This window comes from Arthrobacter sp. zg-Y919 (assembly GCF_030142045.1).
Taxonomy (GTDB): Bacteria; Actinomycetota; Actinomycetes; order Actinomycetales; family Micrococcaceae; genus Arthrobacter_B.
The window spans coordinates 1-25452 of record NZ_CP126242.1 but is presented as its reverse complement, the minus strand read 5'-3'; the positions used below and the strand labels follow the sequence as shown (position 1 = coordinate 25452).

The 25452-nt window shown below is 64.1% G+C and carries 20 protein-coding genes and 2 tRNA genes; 7 read left to right on the top strand and 15 right to left on the bottom strand.

What is annotated here, in order from left to right:
• Positions 1-9: 9 nt before the first annotated feature.
• The 5 genes from QNO10_RS00110 to pknB are packed head-to-tail and all read left to right on the top strand — an operon-like array spanning position 10 to position 8064.
• On the top strand, positions 10-1479 hold the full coding sequence (locus QNO10_RS00110) for a PP2C family protein-serine/threonine phosphatase (protein ID WP_229945830.1): 1470 nt from the start codon (positions 10-12) through the stop codon (positions 1477-1479).
• Positions 1479-2897, top strand: coding sequence for an FtsW/RodA/SpoVE family cell cycle protein (locus tag QNO10_RS00105; protein ID WP_229945833.1), 1419 nt, complete (start codon positions 1479-1481; stop codon positions 2895-2897). The genes QNO10_RS00110 and QNO10_RS00105 overlap by 1 nt, the downstream gene beginning before the upstream one ends.
• A complete protein-coding gene (locus QNO10_RS00100; RefSeq protein ID WP_229945835.1) occupies positions 2894-4333 on the top strand; it encodes a peptidoglycan D,D-transpeptidase FtsI family protein in 1440 nt (479 codons plus the stop codon). The genes QNO10_RS00105 and QNO10_RS00100 overlap by 4 nt, the downstream gene beginning before the upstream one ends.
• Entirely contained in the window at positions 4330-6159 is a 1830-nt protein-coding gene (locus tag QNO10_RS00095; RefSeq protein ID WP_229945838.1) for a protein kinase domain-containing protein, read from the top strand. Before QNO10_RS00100 ends, QNO10_RS00095 begins: the two co-directional genes overlap by 4 nt.
• 6 nt (positions 6160-6165) lie before the next feature.
• Positions 6166-8064 (top strand): Stk1 family PASTA domain-containing Ser/Thr kinase, encoded by a 1899-nt coding sequence (gene pknB, locus QNO10_RS00090; protein ID WP_229945840.1) that lies wholly within the window; start codon positions 6166-6168, stop codon positions 8062-8064.
• Here the strand turns inward: pknB and QNO10_RS00085 are convergent.
• On the bottom strand, positions 8061-8729 hold the full coding sequence (locus QNO10_RS00085; RefSeq protein ID WP_229945843.1) for an aminodeoxychorismate/anthranilate synthase component II: 669 nt from the start codon (positions 8727-8729) through the stop codon (positions 8061-8063). The two genes, pknB and QNO10_RS00085, sit on opposite strands and share 4 nt — an antisense overlap.
• A gap of 176 nt (positions 8730-8905) precedes the next feature.
• Positions 8906-9694, bottom strand: coding sequence for a class E sortase (locus QNO10_RS00080; protein ID WP_231707255.1), 789 nt, complete (start codon positions 9692-9694; stop codon positions 8906-8908).
• Positions 9695-9895: 201 nt separating this feature from the next.
• Here QNO10_RS00080 and QNO10_RS00075 point away from each other — a divergent pair, with 201 nt between their 5' ends.
• Positions 9896-10147 (top strand): cell division protein CrgA, encoded by a 252-nt coding sequence (locus tag QNO10_RS00075; RefSeq protein WP_229945849.1) that lies wholly within the window; start codon positions 9896-9898, stop codon positions 10145-10147.
• A gap of 411 nt (positions 10148-10558) precedes the next feature.
• On the opposite strand, the gene QNO10_RS00070 is transcribed toward QNO10_RS00075, so the two are convergent.
• Entirely contained in the window at positions 10559-11269 is a 711-nt protein-coding gene (locus QNO10_RS00070) for a rhomboid family intramembrane serine protease (protein WP_331460315.1), read from the bottom strand.
• 218 nt (positions 11270-11487) lie between these two features.
• Positions 11488-12030 (bottom strand): peptidylprolyl isomerase, encoded by a 543-nt coding sequence (locus tag QNO10_RS00065; RefSeq protein ID WP_229945853.1) that lies wholly within the window; start codon positions 12028-12030, stop codon positions 11488-11490.
• A gap of 152 nt (positions 12031-12182) precedes the next feature.
• Between QNO10_RS00065 and QNO10_RS00060 the strand changes: the two genes are divergently transcribed.
• On the top strand, positions 12183-13178 hold the full coding sequence (locus QNO10_RS00060) for a hypothetical protein (RefSeq protein ID WP_229945854.1): 996 nt from the start codon (positions 12183-12185) through the stop codon (positions 13176-13178).
• Positions 13179-13276: 98 nt separating this feature from the next.
• Here QNO10_RS00060 and QNO10_RS00055 read toward each other — a convergent pair whose 3' ends face one another.
• The 11 genes from QNO10_RS00055 to dnaA form a co-directional block, all read right to left on the bottom strand.
• On the bottom strand, positions 13277-14194 hold the full coding sequence (locus tag QNO10_RS00055; protein ID WP_229945856.1) for a DMT family transporter: 918 nt from the start codon (positions 14192-14194) through the stop codon (positions 13277-13279).
• A gap of 166 nt (positions 14195-14360) precedes the next feature.
• A tRNA-Ala gene (locus QNO10_RS00050) sits at positions 14361-14433 on the bottom strand.
• Between the two features lie 67 nt (positions 14434-14500).
• Entirely contained in the window at positions 14501-14647 is a 147-nt protein-coding gene (locus tag QNO10_RS00045) for a DLW-39 family protein (protein WP_229946629.1), read from the bottom strand.
• 18 nt (positions 14648-14665) lie between these two features.
• Positions 14666-14739 (bottom strand) — tRNA-Ile (locus QNO10_RS00040).
• A gap of 141 nt (positions 14740-14880) precedes the next feature.
• Entirely contained in the window at positions 14881-15390 is a 510-nt protein-coding gene (locus tag QNO10_RS00035; protein WP_229945859.1) for a DUF3566 domain-containing protein, read from the bottom strand.
• Entirely contained in the window at positions 15387-18044 is a 2658-nt protein-coding gene (gene gyrA, locus QNO10_RS00030) for a DNA gyrase subunit A (protein ID WP_229945862.1), read from the bottom strand. Before gyrA ends, QNO10_RS00035 begins: the two co-directional genes overlap by 4 nt.
• Before the next feature lie 75 nt (positions 18045-18119).
• Complete coding sequence (gene gyrB, locus QNO10_RS00025; RefSeq protein WP_442860212.1) at positions 18120-20177, bottom strand: DNA topoisomerase (ATP-hydrolyzing) subunit B; 2058 nt, start codon at positions 20175-20177, stop codon at positions 18120-18122.
• 265 nt (positions 20178-20442) lie between these two features.
• Positions 20443-20982, bottom strand: a complete 540-nt coding sequence (locus QNO10_RS00020) for a DciA family protein (protein WP_229945864.1) — start codon at positions 20980-20982, stop codon at positions 20443-20445.
• Positions 20966-22150, bottom strand: coding sequence for a DNA replication/repair protein RecF (gene recF, locus QNO10_RS00015; RefSeq protein WP_229945866.1), 1185 nt, complete (start codon positions 22148-22150; stop codon positions 20966-20968). The genes QNO10_RS00020 and recF overlap by 17 nt, the downstream gene beginning before the upstream one ends.
• A 147-nt stretch (positions 22151-22297) precedes the next feature.
• Entirely contained in the window at positions 22298-23422 is a 1125-nt protein-coding gene (gene dnaN, locus QNO10_RS00010; protein WP_229945868.1) for a DNA polymerase III subunit beta, read from the bottom strand.
• A gap of 611 nt (positions 23423-24033) precedes the next feature.
• On the bottom strand, positions 24034-25452 hold the full coding sequence (gene dnaA / locus QNO10_RS00005) for a chromosomal replication initiator protein DnaA (RefSeq protein WP_229945871.1): 1419 nt from the start codon (positions 25450-25452) through the stop codon (positions 24034-24036).

Genomic DNA, 25452 nt, shown 5'->3' with positions numbered 1-25452 from the left:
GACGTCGGAATGGTTCGTTTCAAGAACGACGATTCCGCCTACGTCGGCCGCTACCTTGCCGTCGTAGCCGACGGCATGGGCGGCCATGCCGGAGGCAATGTCGCCTCCGCGTCCACCGTGCTTGACCTGGTCCACCTCGACAGCGACAGCCATGAAGACGAGCCGCTGACCATCTTGGCCGACGAGATCCAGGCAGCTAACTCGCTGCTGTCCGAGCTGGTGACCACCAGCCCCCAGCTCTCCGGCATGGGCACCACGGTCACCGCGCTCCTCCTGCACGACCAGCGGCTGGCACTTGCGCATATTGGCGACTCCCGTGCCTACCGGCTGAAGGACGGCCGGTTCGAGCAGATCAGCATCGACCACACCTTCGTACAGCGGTTGATCGACGAAGGCCGCCTGCAGCCCGAAGAAGCCGAAGTCCATCCGCACAAGAATGTCCTGATGCGCGTGCTCGGTGATGTGGATGCCAGTCCGGAATTGGATCTGGCCTCATTCGAGGTGGAACCGGGGGAACGCTGGCTGTTGTGTTCGGACGGGCTGACCGCAGTCCTGCGGGATTCCGACATTGAGGGTGTCCTCCGCGGCTCCTCGGACCTGCAGGAGTGCGTCGACACCCTAGTGGAGCTGACCCTGGCCGGCGGTTCTCCCGACAATGTCACCGTCGCCGTCATCGAAATCGCCGAAGACACCAACGCGGGCTCCGGCCCAGCCACTGCGCAGTTCCCTTGCCAGGGTTCCGGCTCCCGTGACGCCGCGGTCGCCGCTGCAGCACCTCCGGTCGTTGACGACGCACCGGATACCGCGACCACTCCGGAGACGGCCAACGGCACGGATGCCGGTGACGACGCGGACGACGACGAGAGCGAACGCGAACGCGCCGCCCTGATCCGCCAGGATCTCGCTTCCCGCCCCCATGTGTTGGTGGGTGCGGCCGCCCTGGCCACCGAGACCGGCGAGATCCCCATTGTCACCAAGCGCTCCGCCGAGCGCCGCGCCGCCCGCATGCTTACCCACAAGGCGGACACCGGGCAGGCCGCAGAGCAGCAGACCGGAGATTCACCCCGGCCGGCGTGGAAGCGCTGGCTGCTGCCCGCATTCCTGACCGTGGTTGCGCTCCTTCTCGCCGTCGCCGTCTGGCTCGGCTACACCTGGACGCAGACCCGCTACTACGTGGGGTCGTATGACAACCGGGTTGCCATCTTCAATGGGGTTTCCCAGACGCTCGGGCCGATCCACCTTTCGCATGTCACGGACGTCTCCGATATTCCGGTGGACAGCCTCTCCGAATACCACCGCAACCGGGTGGAGGATACCCTCCCGGCGCGGGACCTTGAACACGCCGGGAAGATTGTCACCGAACTGCGCGATACCGCAAAGGCCGTACTGTGTCCGCCGGCGGACTCGGGTTCGGGGACGGATTCCGGCGGCGCATCTCCGAGCGCCGCGGCCAACAGCGCCTGTGGAGGTGTCCAGTAATGTCTGACGTCCTCACCGTGTCCAAGCCGCGCCGAAACATTGAAGCGCTCCTGCTCCTCGTGGCCCTTCTGGTCGGAGTCGGGGCCAATATGATTGTCGGGCTGGATGAAGACCGTGCCTTCGACTCCGATTTCTGGGTCCAGGGCGGCACCCTGATGGCTCTGGTGGTCATCTTCCACCTCGTGCTGCGCTTCCGCGCAAAATATGCCGATCCGGTAATACTTCCAGTGGTCACTGCCCTGAACGGCGTTGGACTGGCTATGATCCACCGGCTGGACATCACCGAAGGTACCAACGCCGCGGACCGGCAGTTGTTGTGGAGTGCCGTGGCCGTGGCCGCCGGCATCGCCGTGCTGTTCGTGATCAAAGACCACCGCATACTCCGCCGGTATACCTATATCTCCCTGATCGTCAGCGCGGTCCTGCTGTTGCTGCCGCTGATGCCGGGCCTGGGCCAGGAGATCAACGGGGCGCGGATCTGGATCAGGGTAGGCTCCAACGCCACCTTCCAGCCCGGTGAAATCGCCAAGATCACCCTGGCTATATTCTTCGCCGGTTATCTTTCCACCAACCGCGACCTCATCCTTCTCGCGGGACGGAAGGTGGGGCCGCTTCAGCTGCCCCGCATGCAGGACCTGGGCCCCATGCTCGCCGCCTGGCTCGTCAGCATCGGCGTCCTGGTGTTCCAACGGGACCTCGGTTCGTCCATCCTGTTCTTCGGCCTGTTTATGGCCATGATCTATGTCGCCACGAGCCGTGTGAGCTGGGTGCTGATCGGCATGGGCCTGCTGGCGGTGGGCGGCTTCGTCGCCCTCCAGTTGTTCAGCCACCTGCAGCTGCGGATCCACGGCTGGCTGAATGCCTTTGATCCCGAGGTGTACAACAGCATCGGCGGCAGCCACCAGGTGGTGCAGGGACTGTTCGGCCTTGCCAGCGGCGGGCTGGTCGGCACGGGACTCGGCCAGGGGCGTCCGGATCTCGTGACCTTTGCGAACAGCGATATGATTATTGCTGCCCTCGGCGAGGAACTGGGCCTCATAGGCATCTTCGCAATTGTGCTGCTCTACGTCCTGCTGGTCTCCCGCGGCTTCCGGGCGGCACTGGGCACCAAGGACGGATTCGGAAAGCTGCTGGCCTGCGGATTGTCGTTCACCATCGCCCTGCAGTGCTTCGTGGTTATCGGCGGCGTGACGCGCCTGATTCCGCTTACCGGCCTGACCACTCCCTTTATGTCCGCAGGCGGATCCTCCCTGCTGGCCAACTGGATCATTGTGGCGCTGCTGCTGATGATCTCGGACGCATCCCGCCGGCCCTCGGCAACCGGGCCCCTGGCCACCGACATGGTTCCAGCCATGTCCGAATACCCGATCGGCGCTTCCACACGCGGGCGGCGTATCCCTAAGGAAGGAGACGAATGAACCAGGCTATCCGTAACAGCTGGGTGGTAGCCCTGGCGATGTTCGTCCTCATTCTGGGTTCACTGACCTACGTGCAGTTCTTTGCCGCCGAGGACTTGAACGCGAACCCGAACAACAACCGGGGCATCTACCGCGATTTCGGCGAACCCCGCGGCTCGATCCTCGTGGACGGCAAGGCAGTCGCCGAATCCGTTCCCTCCAACGACGAGTTCAATTACCAGCGGGTCTACAACAATCCCGAGCTCTATTCCCACCTGACCGGATTCTTCAACCTGAACAGCACCACACAGCTGGAAATGGCAATGAATGCGGAGTTGACCGGCAACAGTTCGCAGCAGTTCTACGACAAGCTGGTGCAGCTCTTCTCCGGCGCCCAGAGCCAAGGTGCGTCGGTGGAACTGACCATCGACCCGGAACTCCAGCAATTGGCGTACGACCTGATTCCCGACGGCCAGAAGGGATCCATCGTGATGCTGGACCCGAAAACGGGGGACATCCTGGCCATGGTCTCGAAGCCTTCCTATGACACCAATCTCCTGGCCGGCCACGACACCGCTCTGCTCGAGACAAACATGGATGCGCTGACCTCCACGCCGGGATTGTCGCCCTACCTCAACCCGGCAACCCAGTCCCTGCTGGCTCCCGGGTCCGTTTTCAAACTCGTGGACACTGCAGCAGCCCTGGAATCGGGCAAGTATGACGCTGACTCCGTGATCCCGAACCCTCCCACGTTCCCCCTGCCCGGGACCAACACTTCCCTCCCGAACTTCACCACGGGTGCCTGCGCGTCCCGGTCCGAGGCGGATTTCGCCTTTGCCCTCGCCTGGTCCTGCAACACGGTCTTCGCTCAGGTGGCGCTGGACCTCGGGCAGGACAACATCGCGGCACAGGCCCAAAAGTTCGGTTTCGACACGCCACTGTCCATCCCCGTCGGCGTCGTGGAGAGCCACTTCCCTGAAAACGAGGACGAGGCCCAGCTGGCCCTTGCTTCCATCGGCCAGGGCAGCGTTACCGCCACACCGCTGGAAGTAGCCATGATTTCCGCGGCGATTGCCAATAACGGCGAGCAGATGACCCCAAATCTGGTCCGCAGCGTCCGTGCCCCCGATCTTTCCGTGATTGACGAGCCGAAGCCCACCAAGCTGAATACCTCCGTCAGTCCGGATACTGCCCGCCAGCTCACCGAGTGGATGGTCGGCGTCGTGAATAACGGCTCGGCCCAGGCCGCCCGGGTTCCCGGCTTCGAGGTGGCAGGCAAGACCGGCACGGCCCAGGTGGACGGCCGGGGCGACAACGCCTGGTTCACCGGCTTCGCACCAGCCAACGATCCGCAGGTAGCCATTTCCGTCGTCATGGAAGACGTGGATCTGGCTACCGGTGCCCAATTGACCACTCCAAGCGCGCAGAAACTCCTAGAGGCGGTGTTGAACAAGTGAGGCCTACATCGGGTATCACCTTAGGCGGCAGGTTCCAGCTGACCGACCGTATTGCCATTGGCGGTATGGGCGAGGTCTGGAAGGCACGGGACTTGGTCCTGGGCCGCATTGTCGCCATCAAGATCCTCAAGGAGGAGTACACCGGCGACCCGGGCTTCCTCAACCGGTTCCGGGCGGAGGCACGGCACACCGCCCTGCTCAACCATCCCGGCATCGCCAACGTTTTCGATTACGGCGAGGAGGACGGCTCGGCCTATCTGGTCATGGAGCTGGTCCCCGGACAGCCGCTGTCGACCATCATTGAGCGCGACAAGGTGCTTTCTCCGGACCGGACCCTGTCCATCATCGGCCAGGTCGCTACCGCCCTGGCCGTAGCCCACAACCAGGGCCTGGTGCACCGGGACGTCAAGCCGGGCAACCTGCTGATCATGCCCGACGGCAAGGTCAAGATCACCGACTTCGGCATCGCCCGCCTCGCCGACCAGGTACCCCTTACCGCCACCGGCCAGGTGATGGGAACCGCCCAGTATCTGGCCCCGGAACAGGCCACCGGACAGCAGGCCACCGGATCCAGTGACATCTACGCGCTTGGTGTCATTGGCTACGAGCTCCTTGCCGGCCGCCGCCCGTTCTCCGGCGAATCCCAGATCGCGATTGCGCTGGCACAGGTCAACGACACTCCGCCGCCGCTTCCGGAGTCCATTCCGGAGCCGGTGCGTGCCCTGGTCATGTCCATGCTCGCCAAGGATCCGGCGGACCGCCCGGCCGACGCCGAGTCCCTGGCACTGGCCGTCGCAGCTATCCGCCGGGGCGACATCAACGCCGCGGAGGAAGCTGTCCCCGGCATGCTGCTCTTCGGTTCCTCCACAAGTGCGATTACGGCGCCGGTACCCACCGCCGGTACGTCCGCCACCCGCGTGGTGGACACCGCGCCGTCGACGTCGGCCCTGCCCACGGTCGCCGGTGCCTCCGTAGCCGCAGACGACGCGCGGACGGGCGAGCTCGCCGCATCCCGGGATTGGACCGACGAAGACGAGGCCGACTACGACGACGCCGACCCGGGTGACGTCGAAGAGGAAAAGCGGCGGCGCAGCCCCTGGACCATTCCGCTGATCGCCCTGCTCGTCCTGATTCTGGCCGGCGTGGTGGCCTTCTTCGTCCTCACCGGTTCCGAAGGTGACGAGGACCCGGCTCCGGCCGCCAGCTCCACGAGCCCGTCCCGCAGCGCCTCGCCGTCCAAGACACCGTCGGCGACTCCTTCGGACGAGGAAATCATCGTCAATTCGGCCGAATATGCCAACCGGCCGGTCAACGAAGTTGCTGCGGAATTGAGCGCCCTTGGCCTGCAGGTCGAACGCCTTCCGGTCTCCGACGCCAGTGTCCCGGAGGGACTGGTCATTGAAGTGAATCCCTCGGGACCGCTGAGCCGCGGAGACGCCGTAACCGTCGTGTACTCCTCGGGACCGGAGCTGGTTACTGTTCCGTCGTTGTCAGGAAAGTCGGCACAGGAAGCCAGCCAGCTGCTGACCCAGGCGGGACTGGTTCCCAACAATGGTGGGGAACGCACTTCACCCGGCGCTCAGCCAGGCCGGGTTTCCGCTGTTGAACCCGGAGAAGGCACCGCCGTTCCACTGGGCTCCACGGTCACGTTCTACGTCGCCCCGGCTGCACCCCAGCCCACGCCTGCCCCGTCGACATCGACGACCCCTCCTACAACGGGCAACACCGACAACACCGGTGCCGGCGCAGGTACCGGCACCGGCACCGGCACGAGCCAGAACCAGTCCGGCGGCGCAAGCATGACCGGCCCTACGGGCAGCAACTAAAAGACCATGAGCGCAGACTTCCTTCGGGGGCAACCCACCCTCAACACCGACAACGTCCTCAACGGACGGTACGAGGTGGGTGAACTCATCGGCCGCGGCGGGATGGCCGATGTCTACCTTGGCCGCGACATCCGGCTGGGCCGGACCGTCGCCATCAAGGTGCTGCGTCCGGATCTGGCCCGTGACCCGTTGTTCCAGTCACGTTTCCGGCGCGAGGCGCAGGCCGTTGCCGGCCTGAACCATCCCTCCGTCGTGTCCGTGTACGACACCGGGGACCATGAATCCGCGTCCACCCGTGATGATGTCCGGCTGCCCTACATCGTGATGGAATACGTTCCCGGCCGGACCCTGCGCGACCTGCTCAAGGCGGGCGAACTCACCACCGAAAAGTCCGTTGACTACCTTATTGGCGTCCTCGCGGCCCTCGACTACAGCCACCGCTCGGGGATTGTCCACCGGGATATCAAGCCTGCCAACGTGATGGTGACTCCCGACGGCTCCGTGAAGGTCATGGATTTCGGCATTGCACGTGCAATGGCGGATTCGGCGGCGACCATGACCCAGACCCAGGCCGTGATCGGCACTGCCCAGTACCTTTCGCCCGAGCAGGCCCGCGGTGAAACCGTAGATGCCCGCAGCGATCTCTATTCCGCTGCCTGCCTGCTGTTCGAACTGCTCACCGGAAGGCCGCCGTTCATTGGGGAAAGCCCCGTGTCCGTCGCCTACCAGCATGTCCGTGAAGAGCCCGTCGCAGCCAGCAGCCTCAATCCCGAAGTCCCGCCGGCCCTGGACGATGTGTTGAAGCGTGGACTGACCAAGGACCGCGATCACCGCTACCAAACGGCCCGGGATTTCCGGGAAGCCCTGCTGGCAGCGCGCGACGACGGCCCCGCCACCGCTGCCACGCAGGCGATTGCCGTGTCCGGCCCGGCGGAGCCGGCCACGACGGTCCTGCCCTCCTCCCGGGAAGACCAAGCACACACACGCACCATGGCCAATGTTCCGGCCGGAAGCCCGCTCCTTACGGATGATGACGGCGGACGCCGCGGCGGGGACCGCACTGCCCTGGATATCGGCTCAACCGGTGACCGCGACCCGCAGCAAAAGGCCCGCCGGCGCGCCTGGATTACCGTATTCAGCATCCTGGTGGTGCTCGTGCTCGCCGTGGGCGGATTTGTTGGCTGGAACATGATCAATGCCAAGCCTCCAGCCCCGGTGACCGCAACGGTCCCCGTGGTCGAGGGGAAGACCCAAACCGATGCCATGAACGCCGTCATCGACGCAGGATTCCAGCCGCCAAGGATCATCGAGGAGTACAGCGAGAACATCAGCAAGGACCTCGCTATCCGGACCACTCCGGCAGCGGGCGCCGACACCGCCCTCGGCGAGGACATTTCGCTCTACATCTCCAAAGGTCCTTCCAGTGCCGCCATCCCGCAGGATCTCTTCGGGATGACGGAATCCGGGGCCAGGGACGCTCTACGCGAGCTGGGCCTGAAGGGCGGTGCCACGATCAAGGCCAACAGTTCCACGATGGAAGCGGGACGCGTGCTTGGTACCGACCCTGCCATCGGCGAGACCGTGCCGATGGGGCAGGAAGTGGACATTGTGGTGTCCAGCGGACTGGTGATTGTCCCCGATGTCTTGAATCTGCCGGAGTCCGAGGCGCAAACGAGGCTACTCGATCCCGCGGTCCTCCTCACACCGAAACTGACCGAGGTCGAGTCCGCCGATGCTGTACCCGGAACGGTCATCATGCAGAGCATCCCCGCCGGGACGGCCGTCGCCCCCGGAACGTCGGTGGAGCTCCAGGTTGCCAAGGCACCGGCTCCGCAGCCGAAGCCCGAGGATTCTGCCACTCCCACGCCGTCGCCTACGCGCGGCACAGGTCCGGGGCGCCGCTAGGCCCGCGTGGAAGTTGCCGGACCGACGGCGCTGGAGATCAGCGGGCTGAGAGTGGCGGCGTGCGCTGCTGCTCCCGTGAGCCCGGCCGATTCCAGCCAGTTGCCCAGCATCTGGTAACCGCCCTCGGTCAAGACCGATTCCGGATGGAACTGCACCCCGGACAATGGTGCACCGGCATGCCGCAGCCCCATGATGATTCCGCTGGCGGTACGCGCCGTGACCCGCAGTTCGGCGGGGATGCTGTCTGCGACGGCAGCCAGGGAATGGTAGCGGGTGGCTGTCAGTGGGGTGGGCAGCCCCGCAAAAACGTCGTCTCCCGTGTGCTCCACGAGGGAGGTCTTTCCGTGCATCAGTTCCGGTGCGTGCGTGACCGTGCCGCCGTAGGCCTCGGCCAATGCCTGGTGGCCCAGGCAGATGCCCAGCATGGGGGTTTTGGTTGCTCCGCACCACCGGATCAGGTCCACTGATATCCCGGCCTCGGCGGGTGTGCCCGGCCCCGGGGAGACCAGTACGCCGTCGTGGTCTGCAGCGAGTTCCGCCGCCGCAGCTGTGTCCAGGTCATCGTTGCGGATCACCGTGGTGTCCGCCCCCATTTCCTGGAGATAGCCCACCAGCGTGTAGACAAAGCTGTCGTAGTTATCGACCACCAGGATACGGGTGCTCATGGGGCTAGGAACCGCCAATCGTTGAATCCGTTAGGGAAGGAAGGAAGCTGGTCCGGTCCAGCCAGGGAAAGACGTACTCCATCAGTGCCAACACCGTGGCGGCAATCAGTACCGCGGACAGAAGGATCCGGACCCACAACGGTCCCGGAAGGTGCCGGAACAGCCATCCGTACATTTTACCGGCCTCCGGAAGCATTGGCGGCCACCGCGTCGGCGATCGCGGCGGGTGGCCCGGCAGAGGACGGCCGCCACGAATCCATCCGTGCATAGGCGATGATGCGTTCCTGCGAACCGAAACGCGGGTTACAGCTGGTGAGGGTCAGGAACCGGTCCTGGGGAACCGCGGCGGGCTCGGTGGGGACGCCTGAGAGGACATCCACGCGGTCCGGCAGCACTATCTGGGTGTTGCGGTAGACGTAGTCGTAGTATCCGTCGGCGGTCTGCACATAGATGTGATCTCCGGGCACCAGGGTGTGGATAGGATCCAGTGCCTTGCCGTGGGTCTGGCGGTGGCCGGCGACGGCAAAGTTGCCGACGGCGCCCGGCATGGCCGTAGCGGGATAGTGTCCCAGTCCCAGGCGGTCAAGGACCGCCGTTCCCACGCCGCTGGTTACCGGGGCGACATAGTCGGGTCCGAACCTCGGCACGTACACGACGGCGAAGGTCGTCCCTTCCCCGCTTATCGGCGCCAAGACGACTGGATCCCCATAGTCCCCGGGGGGTGCCGGCGATGCCGGCACGTCAAACTCCTTGAACAACCCGCTGATGGCTTCCTCCTGGGCCCGGTTTGAATCCAGGTTGGTCCACCAGAGTTGCCACACCACGTAAAGGGCCAGGACCACACCAATGGTGATCAGGAGTTCGCCGGCCACCTGCACGCCGAGCCTCCACTTTCGGCCCGGCCGTGATGCGGGAGCACTGCGCTCCCGGCTGTGCCGCACGGCGGTGATTGGTGGATCAGCCAACGGACTCCTTTAGCTGGTACCGGTATTCCACGGTCCTGGATCAACCGGAACAGCTTGGCCGTGGCATTCGCTAGGATATTCAGAATAGGGATGACCCTAACAGGTCTGTGCGGGTTCCAGGAGAGTTCTTCACAGCCTTGCCATCCCAGTCCACGACTACAACCACCGGCGCCCGCAGAGCCGGTTCCGCTAGGAGGATCCGTGCCTGAGTCCAAATCCCGTAAGAAGCCCTCACGCCCCGTTACCCAGGGCCAGACAGCGTCTGTCCCCAAAGAAAACCCCGTCTGGTACAAACCGGTAATGTTCGGGCTCATGATCCTGGGACTGCTGTGGATCATCACGTACTACATCACCCAGGGCGAGTATCCGGTGCCTGCCCTCGGAGCCAGCAACATCCTGGTGGGCTTCGGAATCGCGATTGTCGGTTTTCTGATGACAACGCGCTGGCGCTGACCACACCCGCGTTCCCCAACCTGGGCTTCCCCCGTGCCGTTTCGGCACCGGGGAAGCCTTTTTTGTTGCCCGCCTGGCGCTATCCCCTGATTTTCCTGTTGTTCACAGGTTGTGCACGGAGTTATCCACAGGTGTGGGTAACTCTGTGGGTTACTTTTCGAACTTCCTTGCAAACAAAGGGAAGCAGGTTATCCACACCTGTGGAATTACATGTGTGTAAGTCTCCACAGCCTCTGGATAACCCTGTGGACTGCGCGCCGGGATCGAAAACTACAACCATGTAGGTTATTAACACTGTGGGTATCCCTGTGGATAACTTTTTCTGCCCGGCAGGGCTCCGCACCCGGGTTAAATGGAGGTGCCCGCCGTCAAGGGACGGCGGGCACGGAGCCTCTGGATCGGCAGGGCCGGTCAGCCTGGGATGATCTGCACGGGGGACTGCCAGAGCACCGCCGCCACGATCAGCAGCAGTACCACCCCGGCGAGACCGGCAAGCTGAATGGCGGTGCGGTGCTTTCCACGCGGCGTGTAGGCCAGGATGGCTGCGCACGCAGCACCGGTGATGAGTCCTCCTACGTGGGCCTGCCACGCTATCCCTGGGAACACGAACCCCAGGACCAGGTTCACCGCCAGGAGGATCAACAGGGAACGCAGCTCTCCGCGCCGTTGGCGGATCACCACGAACAGGGCGCCGAAGAGCCCAAAAACTGCGCCTGAGGCGCCCACCACCGCTGTGGCCGGCTCCGCCAGGTACATCACACCCACGGAACCACCGAGGGCGGAAATCAGGTACAGCAGCGCAAACCGCGCGCGGCCGAAGAGAGGCTCCAGGCTCCGTCCCAGGAACCACAGGGCATAGAGGTTGAAGGCAATGTGGATGACCCCGCCCTGGGAATGCAGGAACGCGGCAGTCAGCAGGCGCCACGGCTGGTAATCCGCCAGCACCGGCGCGAAGAAGAACGTCCTCGTGAACTCCGGCAGCAACTGCTGCAGCAGGAAGGCGACGACGCAGATGGCCATGATGGTGATGGTCACCACGGGCTTTTCGGTCCGGGCCACACGGCCGCCGAACGGGGTGCGGTAGGCGGGCTGGGCCTTGCGCTGCTCGTTGAAGCAGTCCACGCACTGGACCCCGACGGCGGCATTCGTCTGGCACTCGGGGCAGGCCGGGCGTCCGCAGCGCTGACAGCGGATATAGCTGACCCGGTCCGGGTGTCGGGGACACACGGGGACCTGCGAAGCCGGCCCCTCGGCCGGCACACCATATGACATTGCTGGGACTCCCGGATATTGACGAAAAGCCCCGGCCGGAGACTCCGGCCGGGGCACCTTCGAACAGACTAGAGCTGCTCGACGGTAATGCTGTTGATAACCACGTCTTCGGTCGGCTTGTCGCGTCCGTCGGTGGAGACCGCGTTGAGCTGGTCCACGAGGCCGCGCGACTCGTCATCGGCAACTTCACCGAAAATGGTGTGCTTGCCCTGCAGCCACGTGGTGGGCACGGAGGTGATGAAGAACTGCGAGCCGTTGGTGCCCCGGCCCATCTGGACGCCTGCGTTGGCCATGGCCAGCTTGTACGGTGCGGAGAAATCGAGATCGGGGTTGATCTCGTCGTCGAACTGGTAACCCGGACCGCCGGTGCCACGGCCGAGCGGGTCACCGCCCTGGATCATGAAGTCCTTGATAATGCGGTGGAAAATCGTCCCGTCATAGAGCGGGCGGCTGGTCTTTTCGCCCGTTGCCGGATCGGTCCACTCAATTTCGCCGGTGGCCAGGCCCACGAAGTTCTTGACCGTCTTGGGGGCGTGGTTTCCGAACAGGTTGACACGGATGTCACCCATGGAAGTGTGGATGGTTGCTTTTGCTGTAGGAATAGCAGTCATAAGGACATTGTTCCACGGCACCTCCCCGCGTGGGCGGAAACGGCCGTGTTCAGCGCACAGTGAAAACCACGCCCGGCCAGGGCCTCCGATAGCAGAGACCAGCCGGAACACGTAGGCTAAGGCTGAAACGACAACTATCCCAGGAGGTAGTTTTGAAGAAGGACCGCATCACCCATGATCTCGAAGCCAATGTGGCCGCAGGCATCGTGACTGCCCGCGACTGGGCCTCACCCAAGGTGGAGGCCGCCAGAGGCTGGGCCGTTCCGCGCATCGAGAAGGGGATCGAAACCGCATCTCCTAAAATCCAGGACGGCATCAAGCGTGCTGCTGACGAAATTGCCCAGGGAGTAGCCACTGTCACTCCCCGCATCCAGGACGGACTGGAGAAGGTGGGACCGCGCATCAGCCACGCTGTGGATGAAGCCGCTCCCCGTATCCAGAGCACCCTGGACCGTGCCGCTCCGGCACTGAACACCGCCAAGGACCGGGTTGTCGACGATTACATTCCCGCCCTCTCCACGCGCATCGGCGTAGCAGCGGACAGCGTTTCGCGCAGCCTGACTGCCGCGAATGTGCCCGTGCAGACAGCCGTTGCCAAGGTGACCGGCAACAAGAAGGCTCTCAAGCGTGCACAGAAGGCCGCCGCACAGGCTGCCAAGGAAGCCCGCAAGAACCAGAAGGGCGGTGGCAAGGGCTGGCTGGTCTTTGGCATCGTCGCTGCCGCAGTGACGGCAGGCGTGGCCGCCTGGCGCGCTTCCCGTCCGGTTGAGGATCCGTGGAAGACTCCGGCGCCGAAGCCTGCGGCCCCCGCTGCCTCGCCCACCCCGGCGACCACGGTTCCGGCAACGGCACCTGCCAGCACCGGCGCATCCTCTGCTGCCTCCGCCAAGTCCGCCGAGCCGGCCACACCCGTGGTTGAGGTGCCCAAGCCGACGACGGCGTCCAAGCCCGCCGCTGCGGATACCGCCAAGCCCGCGGCCTCCGAAACCAAGGAGACTGTCGCCAGCATCAAGGAAGCAGCCGAACGCGCTGCCGCCCGGTCCGGCGAGAAGTCCCCTGAGGCCGGCAAGCACAGCAAGGACACCGCCGGTGACGCCAAGGACGCTGCAAAGCCGTCCGGCGCGCAGAACAACAACACCGGCAAGTAGCCACATGTTCCGGCGTCGGCCCTAGGTCCGGCAGCCGGGACGAGTACAGGAGGAGGGTCCCGCTTCGACGGGGCCCTCCTCCTGTCTTTAAGACCTGTTTACAGCCTGTCCCCGCCCAGCGCCGGAGGAGCGGGCGGGACCGCCTGCGTCCGTTGCCCGGCCCGGATCCGGCGTTGTCCGGCCACCACCACCGTCAATCCCGCCAGGATCAGTGCCAGGCCTGCATATGTTCCCCCAGGAAGCTTCTCGTCGAGGAAAACCGCCGCCAGGATGGCCGCGCCCGGGATCTCCAGCAGGATGATCATGGACACCACCAGCGGACTGATCACGGCCAGCAGGTGGTTGAACACCGTGTGGCCCAGGATCTGCGCCACGATGGTGACCCCGAGGATCCCCAGCCATGCCGCCGGCGGGAAACCCACAAGGGGCTGCCGGAAGGCGGCGCAAAGGGCCAGCAGCAATACCGCACACGCTCCGTAGCAGAGGGTGGTGTAGGTGCCGGTGGACATGGATTCCCGTGCTTTCCCTCCGGCTATGGTGTAGACGCCGGCCAGGGCACCGCCGGCTACGGCCAGGACATCACCGATGAGCGCTTCTTCGGACAAGCCCAGGTCGAACCCGGAAATGACCAGCACGCCGGCGAACGCCGCCGCGAGTCCGGCCAGCACGGCCGGCGGTACGCTGATGCCCCGCAGCACATTGAACAACGCAATCCACCCGGCCTGCAGGCAGACCAGCGCCGTTGCGGCCGCAACCGACGTCAGCTGCAGCGACGTGATGAAGCAGGCGAAGTGCAGTGCCAGGGCCAACGCGGCGATGGCCGTCCATTTGTAGTCGCGTGCGGTCAGCTGTCCGAACTCCCGGCGGCGGCCCAGCACCGCAGGGGTTCCCATCAGCACCGCGCCGAGGGCATTTCGCCAAAACGCTATGGCCAGGGCGGGAGCAGCAGTGGCGGCCATGATGGGCCCGGATGCGGAGACGCCCAGCACGCCAACCACTGCGAGGAAAACATTCACAGGCCAACCCTAGTCCAGCTCCACGGCACCCGCCGTCCACGCAGCCTGGCACCCGGAGCAAAGCCTCCACCACGGGCCGGGCGGAAGGGCGGCCGTGGCGGCGCTTAACGCAGAAGGTCCCCGCTCCGGAGAGCGGGGACCTTCTGATTTTTCGGTACTTATTCGGTGGAGGCACGGGGACTCGAACCCCGAACCCCCTGCTTGCAAAGCAGGTGCGCTACCAATTGCGCCATGCCCCCGAAATGAGAACTTATCCAGTATAACCTACCGTTTCCGAAGGTTATAACCAGAGCTACCTCCTGGCAGTCAGTCAACCTTGTCGGTCGACTGCTTCCAAACGGTTTTCTCTGCGGCAGTTTCCTGCCACTTTTTGAAGGCGAAGATTCCCGCAGCCGCCGCTGCCGTAACTGCTAGCAACTTCTTCACGGAATTCTCCTTGCCGTTGTGGTCCACCTTTTTCAAGGTGTTCCGTGGGCGCACCAGGACTTGAACCTGGGACCTCTTCGTTATCAGCGAAGCGCTCTAACCGCCTGAGCTATGCGCCCCGATACCTTCTGGGGCCGAGATAAAACTTTACCCCACCTCTGCCGTGAACCCAAATCCTTCGAGCTTTTCCGCCCCGGCCGGCGGATTTGGAGTGCCAGCCGGGGGGAAAGATGGAATTTAGATACGGAGGGTTTGCCCCGCTAGTCGTCCGTCAGGGTGACGCCGATGCCGCCCACGAGGGTGGAGGCGATGTTGTACAGCACTGCGGCAAGCATCGAAAGGGCCGTCAGCAGCAGGACATTCACTACGGCGATGATGGTCGCGAAGGAGACCACCTGTCCCAGCGAAGCGAAGTCTCGGAGGTCGAACCCGCCGGACTCGCTGCCGGCAATTTCTCCCAGCAGGGTGTTGACGCGGTCAAAGATGCCGGTCAGGTCCAGCACGGTCCAGAGGACGATGGCGGCCACGACAGTGACCACGCCAAGCGCCACGGAGAGCAGGAAGGCCATCTTCAGGACCGACCAGGGATCGATCTTGCTGACGAGCAGCCTGGCCTTGCGGGCCTTGGCCTTGGGTGCGGGCTTTACCAGCGGCTGGCGGTTACCCGAGGCGCTCTGACCCCCTCCAGGACGCTGGGCGGGTCGGGCGGGGGTCTTCACCCGCGGCCCGCCGCCCGAGGACGACCTGGGGTTTGGGTTGGTCGAGCTCACTCGCTACCTCCATCTTGTGCTGACTGTGCATCGGGCGCAGCCGTTTCGTCTGTAGACAACGGTACTTCATCGCCTGCGGGCTCCACAGATTCGACGCCGGCGGCTGCCGGGGACTCTTCCGAAGCCCCGTCTGCCTGTTCGGCTTCCTCGTCAACGGCCAGGTCCCGCTCGGAATTCCGTGCCACGGCGATGATCCGGTCATTCTTGTCCGGTTTGGCGAAGATAACGCCCATGGTGTCGCGTCCCTTGGAAGGCACGCCGGTGACGGAGGAACGGACAACCTTGCCGCCCTGCATAACCACCAGGACTTCGTCCTCTTCCTGGACCACCATGGCGCCGACCAGGTGGCCGCGTTCCTCGGCAAGCTTGCCCACCTTGATGCCCAGTCCGCCACGGCCCTGGACACGGTATTCGTCCGAGCTCGTGCGCTTGGCATAGCCGCCCTCAGTCACCGTAAAGACAAACGAGTCCTCGGTGACGACGTCGGCCGCCAGCAGTTCGTCATCTTCGCGGAACTTCATGCCGGTGACGCCGGAGGTGGCGCGGCCCATGGGTCGCAGGGCGTCGTCGGTGGCGGTGAAGCGCAGCGACTGGCCCATGCGGGAAACCAGCATCAGGTCATCGGTCTCGGACACCAGCTGCGCGGACACCAGTTCGTCGCCGTCGCGCAGATTGATGGCAATGACACCGGCCGACCGGTTGGTGTCGTAGTCCGCAAGGCGGGTCTTCTTGACGAGTCCGCGCTTGGTGGCCAGCACCAGGTACGGAGCGGTGTCGTAGTCCGGGAGGGCCAGGACCTGGGCAATGCGCTCGTCCGGCTGGAAGGCCAGGAGATTGGCCACGTGCTGGCCCTTGGCATCCCGGCCTGCTTCGGCCAGTTCATAGGCCTTGGCCCGGTAAACCCGGCCCAGGTTGGTGAAGAACAGCAGCCAGTGGTGCGTGGTGGTGACGAAGAAGTGCTCGACGACGTCGTCGCCGCGCAGCTGCGCGCCCTTAATGCCCTTGCCGCCCCGGGCCTGCTGGCGGTAATTGTCGCTGCGGGTGCGCTTGACGTAGCCGCCGCGGGTAATCGTGACCACCATTTCCTCTTCGGGAATGAGGTCTTCCATGCTCATGTCGCCGTCGTAGCCCATGAGGATGTGCGTGCGGCGGTCATCGCCGTACTTGTCGGCGATTTCCTGCAGCTCGTCGCTGACAATCTGCCGCTGGCGCTCTTCAGAGGCCAGGATGACGTTGTATTCGGCAATCTCCGCTTCGAGCTTGGCGTGCTGGTCCTGGATCTTCTGGCGTTCCAGGGCCGCCAGGCGGCGCAGCTGCATATCCAGGATGGCCTGGGACTGGATCTCGTCGATTTCCAGCAGCCCCATCAGGCCGTTCCGGGCGTCCTCGACGGTGGAGGAGCGGCGGATCAAGGCAATGACCTCATCGAGGGCATCCAGTGCCTTGAGCAGGCCGCGCAGGATGTGAGCGGCTTCCTCGGCCTTGCGCAGCCGGTACCGGGTGCGCCGCACAATCACTTCGAGCTGGTGGGTCACCCAGTGCCGGATGAAGGCATCCAGGCTCAGGGTGCGCGGAACGCCGTCCACGATGGCCAGCATGTTGGCCCCGAAGTTGTCCTGCAGCTGAGTGTGCTTGTAGAGGTTGTTCAGGACCACCTTGGCGACGGCGTCGCGCTTGAGCACAATCACCAGGCGCTGGCCGGTGCGGCCGGAGGTTTCATCGCGCATGTCGGCGATGCCGGTGATCTTGCCGTCCTTGACCAGTTCGGCAATCTTGACGGCCAGATTGTCCGGGTTGGCCTGGTAGGGAAGTTCGGTGACTACCAGGCAGGTGCGGCCCTGGAGTTCCTCTACATTGACCACGGCACGCATGGTGATGGACCCGCGGCCGGTCCGGTAGGCATCCTCGATGCCCTTGTGGCCCAGGATCTGCGCGCCCGTGGGGAAATCGGGGCCCTTGACCCGGCGGATCAGTTCCTCGAGCAGTTCCTCGTTCGGTGCCTCGGGGTTCTGCAGGTACCACTGGACGCCGTCGACAACCTCGCGCAGGTTGTGCGGCGGGATGTTGGTGGCCATACCGACGGCGATGCCGGAGGAACCGTTGACCAGGAGGTTCGGGAACCGCGAGGGCAGGATGGTGGGTTCCTGGTTACGGCCGTCGTAGTTGTCCTGGAAGTCGACGGTTTCCTCGTCGATGTCGCGGACCATTTCCATGGCCAGCGGAGCCATCTTGGTTTCCGTGTACCGCGGTGCCGCAGCGCCGTCGTTACCCGGCGAACCGAAGTTACCCTGGCCCAGGGCCAGCGGGTAGCGCATGGTCCAGTCCTGGATCAGGCGGACCAGGGCGTCGTAGATCGCCGAGTCGCCGTGGGGGTGATACTGGCCCATGACCTCGCCTACCACACGGGCGCACTTGTTGAAGGAGCGCTCGGGGCGGTAGCCGCCGTCGAACATCGCGTAGAGCACGCGGCGGTGCACGGGCTTGAGCCCATCCCGCACGTCCGGCAGTGCACGTCCAACAATGACCGCCATGGCGTAATCAAGGTAGGACCGCTGCATTTCGGTCTGCAGGTCAATCTGCTCAACCCGATCAGTCAGTGCGGTCCCGGCCAGGGGAGTCTCATCCCCGGTTACCTCGGGAGTCTCATCACTCATAGTTCTGCTTCCGTTTCTAAGTCGCTCAAGTCCATATGCGTTGCTCCCCGGCGTCAGGCGCCGGCTGCCGATCCGCTAGATGTCCAGGAAGCGCACGTCCTTGGCGTTCTGCTGGATGAAGCTGCGGCGGGACTCGACGTCTTCGCCCATCAGCACGGAGAAGACCGAGTCCACGGCCGCGGCGTCATCCATGGTGACCTGCAGCAGCGTGCGGTGGTCCGGGTCCATGGTGGTGTCCCAGAGTTCGGTGTAGTCCATCTCGCCCAGGCCCTTGTAGCGCTGGATGCCGTTGTCCTTGGGCAGGCGCTGGTTGTTGGCCAGGCCGCGGGTGATGACCTCGTCCCGCTCACGGTCGCTGTAGACGTAGTCGTGGGCGTGGTTGGACCACTTGATCCGGTACAGCGGCGGCTGGGCCAGATACACATACCCGTTTTCGATCAGCGGCCGCATGTAGCGGAAGAGCAGCGTCAGCAGCAGGGTGGTGATGTGCTGGCCGTCGACGTCGGCATCAGCCATCAGCACGATCTTGTGATAGCGGGCCTTTTCGACGTCGAAGTCCTCACCGATGCCGGCGCCGAATGCCGTGATCATCGCCTGCACTTCGGCGTTGCCGAGTGCGCGGTCCAGCCGGGCACGTTCCACGTTCAGGATCTTGCCGCGCAGCGGCAGGATGGCCTGGGTTTCCGGGTTGCGGCCGCGGACGGCGGAGCCTCCTGCGGAGTCGCCCTCCACAATGTAGATTTCCGACTTCGACGGGTCCTTGGAAGAGCAGTCCTTCAGCTTGCCGGGCATGCCGCCGGACTCCAGCAGCCCCTTGCGGCGCGTGGACTCACGTGCCTTACGGGCTGCAAGCCGGGCCTGGGAGGCCTGGATGGACTTGCGGATAACGTCGCGTGCCGGGCCGGGATTGCGTTCGAGCCAGTCACCGAGCTGGTCGGTGACCACCCGCTGGACAAAGCCCTTGACCTCGGAGTTGCCGAGCTTGGTTTTGGTCTGGCCTTCGAACTGGGGTTCGGCCAGCTTGACCGAGATGACGGCGGTCAGGCCTTCGCGGATGTCATCGCCGGTGAGGTTGTCATCCTTTTCCTTGATGATGTTCTTCTCACGGGCGTACCGGTTGATCAGCGACGTCATGGCGGCGCGGAAGCCCTCTTCGTGCGTTCCGCCCTCATGGGTGTTGATCGTGTTCGCGTAGGTGTGGACGCTCTCGGAGTACGCGGTGGTCCACTGCATGGCCATCTCGACGGCCATCTTCTTGTCCGAGTCCTCGGTCTCGAAGGCGATCACGTCGTCGTGGACAACTTCGACCTTCTTCGCAGAGTTCAGGTACTTGACGTAGTCGAGCAGCCCGTCCGCGTAGAGGTAGTCCACCGTGCGGTGCTTCGGAGCCGCGTCCTCGTCGGTGGTCTCGGCGATTTCCTCGGTTTCCTCTTCCAGCGTCCGCTCATCGGTGAGCTTGATCCGCAGGCCCTTGTTCAGGAACGCCATCTGCTGGAAGCGGGCACGCAGCGTTTCAAAGTCGAACTCGGTGGTTTCGAAGATCGTGGGGTCCGGGTAGAACGTCTGGGTGGTGCCGGTTTCCTCGGTCGCTTCGCCCTGGCGCAGCTCGCCGACGGGGTGCCCGCCGTTCGCGAAGCTCTGGTGCCAGACAAAGCCCTGCCGGCGTACCTCGGTCTCGACGCGCTCGGAGAGGGCGTTGACCACGGAGATGCCGACGCCGTGCAGGCCACCGGAGACGGCGTAGCCGCCGCCGCCGAACTTGCCGCCGGCGTGCAGGATGGTCATAACAACCTGGACGGTGGGGATGCCTTCGGTGGGGTGGAGGTCCACGGGGATGCCGCGCCCGTTATCGGTGACGCGTACGCCGCCGTCGGCCTGCAGGACTACTTCAATGTGGTCGCAGTAACCGGCGAGTGCCTCGTCGACCGAGTTGTCCACCACTTCGTACACCAGGTGATGCAGGCCGCGGGGACCGGTGGAACCGATGTACATGCCCGGGCGCTTGCGGACTGCCTCAAGGCCTTCCAGAACCGTAATTTCGTTAGCACCGTATTCCACGGGGGTGGCCTTTTCGGGTGCTGCGTGGTCCTCTGGTGTTACCTCTGAGTTGTCCATGTCATTGTCGTTAGCCACAGGTGCTGTCGACTCCTCTTGTTTCGTCAGAAAATGAAGCCTCCCCAGCGGACAGGCATCTCCACTCTCGATTCTACCGCGCCGCGGGCGGCAAACCTGCCCAAAACACCCCCTGACAGGCCAGCAATGACGCTTTGAAGCTAATTAAAGCGCCGAGGATAGGGGCCGATACCGGTACGGGGGTTTTCCGGCCGCTAACCGGCTCCTGTACGGGCAGGTTTCCGAGCCTTTTCCTGCAGCGGAGAGGTCACCGTGGTGCCGGTTCCTATCCGTAGGTATCGCGCGGGCCCCTGCCCTTGACGCTGCGCAGTCCCTTGCGCCAGTTCGGAGCCGCAGGACCGATGACTTCGATCTTGGTGACGACGCCGGAACCCAGTTCGGCATCGAACCGGGCAATGAGGGTGTCCCGGAGGAGCCGGAGCTGCGTGGCCCAGGCGGTGGAATCACAGCGGACCTGCACCGTGGTGTCCTGGAACGACTCCGGCTTGCAGTGCGCGCTCACTTCGCTTCCCACGAGTTCTTCCCAGCGTGAAATCACGGAACCGACGGCGACGGGAGAGTTCCAGCCGCGTTCGTTGACGAAGCGGGTAAAGACGTTGCCGAGTCCCTGCGGGTCCCTGCCGACATATTCCCCGGGGATAAAGGGCGCCTGCTGGCGGCGTCCGTTCTTGCGGCGGGAGGCGGGCGTGCGCTGGTTACCGCGGGCAAGGGCTGCCTGGCGCATGCGGTTCAGCTGTTCCCGGGCCGCATCGGGCCGGTCCCCGGGTTCCTCACCCGGACGGACGGGATCAGGAGACGGGCACACTGACGCCTCCCGGAATCACGTTAATGACGCGCCCGGCCAAGGCCTCCGGAATGTCGTCGCCGACGGCAGCGGTCACCAGCACCTGTTCGGCGCCGGCGACAATTCCGGCCAGCCGCTGCCGGCGCTGGACATCCAGCTCTGCAAAGACGTCGTCAAGGATCAGGATCGGTCCGGCCCCCGGAGTGGGGTCGTCGCTGGTCAGCAGATAGTAGGAGCCCAGGCGCAGGGCCAGGGCGAAGGACCAGGTTTCCCCATGGGAGGCATACCCCTTGGCCGGGGCCTGCCCGAGAATAAGTTCCACTTCGTCCCGGTGGGGGCCGACCAGGGAGATTCCGCGGTCAAGCTCGCGGCGCCGGTTTGCGGCAAAGGCCTGCAGGAATCGCTCCGTCAGCGCAGGCACGTCCAGGGCATACAGCTCGTCAGGGTCCTGGGCGCCATCCACCGCGCCGTCGTCGTTCACTGTGCCCTGGAGAGTGGAGCGGTAGACCGCCCGGGCAACCTTGGAGCCGTCGGTCAGATCCCGGTAGGCCGACTGGAGGTGCGGCTGCAGCCGCTGCAGCGCTTCAAGCCGTGCGGCCACGAGCTGGGCGCCGGCCACGGCCATGTGCTGGTCCCAGACATCCAGGGTGGCCTCGTGGGCGGAAGTGAAGCGGCCGGCCGCCCGAGCGGATTTCAGCAGTGCGTTCCGCTGCTTCAACACCCGTTCATAATCCGACCGGGTTGCGGAATGCCGCGGGACCAGCGAAACGATCAGCTCATCGAGGAACCGCCGCCGGCTGCCGGGATCTCCCTTGACCAGCGCCAGGTCTTCAGGAGCAAAGAGCACTGTCCGGCACAGGCCGAGAATGTCGCGGGCTCTCACCGGATTGGCCCGGTTGATCCGGGCACGGTTGCCACGCCCTGGATTTATTTCCAGCTCCACCCCCGTGGCCTGCGGACCACGCACCACACGTGCCCGGATCACAGCCTGTTCGGCGTCGAAATTCACCAGCGGCGCATCGGTGCTGACCCGGTGGGAGGAGAGCGTCGCAAGGTAGCCGATGGCTTCGACAATGTTGGTCTTGCCAGTGCCGTTGGGGCCGACGAACACCGTGACGCCCGGTTCCAACCGGATGTCCAGCTGCGGGTAACTGCGGTAGCCGGACAGGGACAGGTGGTCAACGTACATCGGTTCTTGTTCCTCTCCTGTCCGTAAACCTGCCGGGCACGGCCCGGCTGCCCCAATAACGGCCGTCCATCAAAGGCCATTGTCAAGTTGTGTTACGACGGCTTTGTTACGCCGGTTTTTCCCCAATCCGCCCGGCGCAGCGGGAAATTACTGGTTGGGGAGACGCACCGGCATCAGCAGGTAACGGTAATCAGCCTGGTCATCTCCGGTGAGCTCTTCCTGGGCGGAAATCACGGCCGGCTTGGGCGGCGTGGTGAAGGAAAAACGCACGTATTTGCTCGGGAATGCGCCCAGGCCTTCGCTCAGGTAGTGCGGGTTGAAGGCCACCGTGATGGGATCCCCCACCAGTGCCGCCTCCAGTGCTTCAGAGGCCTGGGCATCTTCACCGGTGCCGGCGTCCAGGGACACCTGCCCGTCGGTGAAGGCGAGCCGGACCGGGGTATTGCGCTCGGCGACGAGCGAGACGCGGCGCACGGCTTCGACCAGTGCATGGGTTTCAACGGTCGCGTGGATTGGCGTGTTCTCGGGGAACAAGGACCGGATCTTGGGGTAGTCGCCATCCACCAGCAGGGAGGTGGTCCGGCGTCCGCCGCTTTCAAAACCAATCAGTTCGCTGTCGTCGGACAGGGCGATATTGAGGTCACCGGCGCCGCCGAGGGTCTTGGCTACCTCGTTGAGGGTCTTGGCCTTGACCAGTGCACTGGTGGAAATGCCTGGCGTTGCAGGCTTCCAGGACAGTTCACGCAGGGCCAGCCGGTAGCGGTCGGTGGCCAGGAAAGTGATGAGATCATCCTCGATCTCCATCCGTACCCCGGTGAGGATGGGCAAGGTGTCATCCCGGCTGGCGGCAATGATGACCTGGGAAACGGCCTGGGCGAAGGCATCTCCGTCAACGACGCCGCTCACTTCGGGAAGTGCCGGCAGTTCCGGGTATTCCGCTTCCGGCATGGTGGCGAGGTTGAACCGGCTGTTGCGGCAGGTCAAGGTTACTTTCGCGCCGTCGGTCTCCACTTCGACCGGTGCGGAGGGAAGGCTTCGGCAGATCTCAGCCAGCAGACGGCCGGATACGAGGATGGTTCCTTCTTCGCTGACGTCGGCAGGAATCTGCAGACGGGCGGAAATCTCGTAGTCGAAGCTGGCCAGGCTCAGTGAACCGTTTTCGGCCTTGATAAGCAGCCCCGAAAGGACCGGAACCGGCGGGCGCGGGGACAGGGAACGTGCTGTCCACGTGACGGCCTCGGCCAGGACATCCCGCTCAACTCGAAACTTCACTGAAGGGTGCCGCCTTTCGCAACGTACTTCTCAGTACAACTGAACTTGTCTTGAACTCGTCTTGAGCCATGTGTGTGCAAACCGATGGAACAGCATCCGCGGAGGGAAGGTCCAGCTCCCGTTTGGCTCCCGACTGTCATGGACTTTGCCGTGGACACCGAACCGTACGGGTTTGCACGCGAATGACAACCATACTCTGTGACAGCTTAGCCCTGTCCGGTGGATGCCTGCACCGATAACGGGCGGAGCGGGTGCATCGGTCCTGGCTGGTCTCCTCGAAAGAGCTTTTGAAGAGTCTTCAGAGGTGTTGTTCGAGGTGGGCCTTGAGCTTAGTTGTTATTTGGTGGAACCGAATTTCTTAAGATCCGTAGTGTTAATAACTCCTGTGGATACTGTGGATAACCCGGGCCTGCGGTGCATCCCGGCTGTTTAAGCCTGTTGATAACCTGTGGACCCACTGCAGCGGCCGTGTCGGAGCCTGTTGGAAACTTTCTGAGGATTCCCTGTATCCACAGGGAAGTGTGGGTAACCAGGGGTTGTCCACCGGGTTATCCACACCCTTGTCCACAAATGTTAATTTTGAGCCCCTGCGGGGCCCGGGAAAACCGTGCTCAGGCCTCGCGCTGCTGCTGCTTGATCCGGTTGGTCAGCTCGGTGACCTGGTTGTAGATGGCCCGCCGTTCGGCCATGAGTTCCCGGATCTTGCGGTCCGCGTGAATCACCGTCGTGTGGTCGCGGCCGCCCAGTTCCTGGCCGATCTTCGGCAGGGACATATCTGTCAGTTCGCGGCAAAGGTACATCGCGATCTGCCGGGCAGTGACCAGGGTCCGGGTCCGGGACTTGCTGCACAGTTCCTCCAGACTGATCTGGAAGTAGGCTGCCGTCTGCCCGAGGATTGAGGCCGCGGTGATCTCCTGCGCACCGTCGTCGGTAATCAAGTCCTTGAGTACGATCTCGGCCAGGCCCACGTCCACCTGCTGGCGGTTCAGGCTGGCGAACGCGGTGACGCGGATCAGGGCGCCTTCGAGTTCGCGGATGTTGGTGGAGATTTTGGACGCGATGTATTCCAGGACATCGTCAGGAGCACTGAGGCTGTCGCCGATGGCCTTTTTCCGGAGGATCGCGATGCGGGTCTCGAGTTCCGGCGGCTGCACATCGGTGAGCAGGCCCCATTCGAACCGTGACCGCATGCGTTCCTCGAACCCGGAGAGCTGTTTGGGCGGCAGGTCCGAGGTGATGACCACCTGCTTGTTGTGGTTGTGCAGCGCGTTGAACGTGTGGAAGAACTCTTCCTGGGTGGCGTCCTTGTTGGCCAGGAACTGGATGTCGTCAATGAGCAGGATGTCCACGTTGCGGTACAGCTGCTTGAAGCTGGCACCTTCGTCATAGCGGATCGAGTTGATGAAGTCGTTCGTGAACTCCTCGGAGTTCACGTACCTGACCCGGATCCCGGTGTACAGGTGGCGGGCATAGTGCCCGATCGCGTGGAGCAGGTGGGTCTTTCCCAACCCCGAGTCCCCATAGATGAACAAGGGGTTATAGGCCTTGGCGGGGGCTTCCGCCACGGCTACCGCTGCCGCGTGGGCGAACCGGTTGGAGGATCCGATCACGAATGTTTCGAAGACGTACTTGGGGTTGAGCCGGCCGAATTCCTGGCTGGTGCTCGGCGGCGTCGGGGACGGAGCGCTTTCGCCGGTGGGCACGGGACTGGGTGCGGCCGGCTGCTCTTCCGGTTCGGGCTCGGCTTCCGCCACCGGTGTGAGATCCGAATCGATCACGAACGCACACTGGATATCCGCCTGGAACACACCGCGGAGAACCTCGTCGAGAATGTTCTTCAACTGTGTCTGCAGTACTTCGCGGGTCAGTTCGTTGGGTACTGCCACCAGCAAGGTGGTGCCGATGAGTCCCTGCGCCTGTGCAAGCACCACGAATCCACGCTGCCGGGGAGTGACCCTGTCATCCGTCTCCAAGGTCCGGATGACCTTGCGCCAGGAGCTGCCCACATCGTTGATTTCGTCCGTACCCAC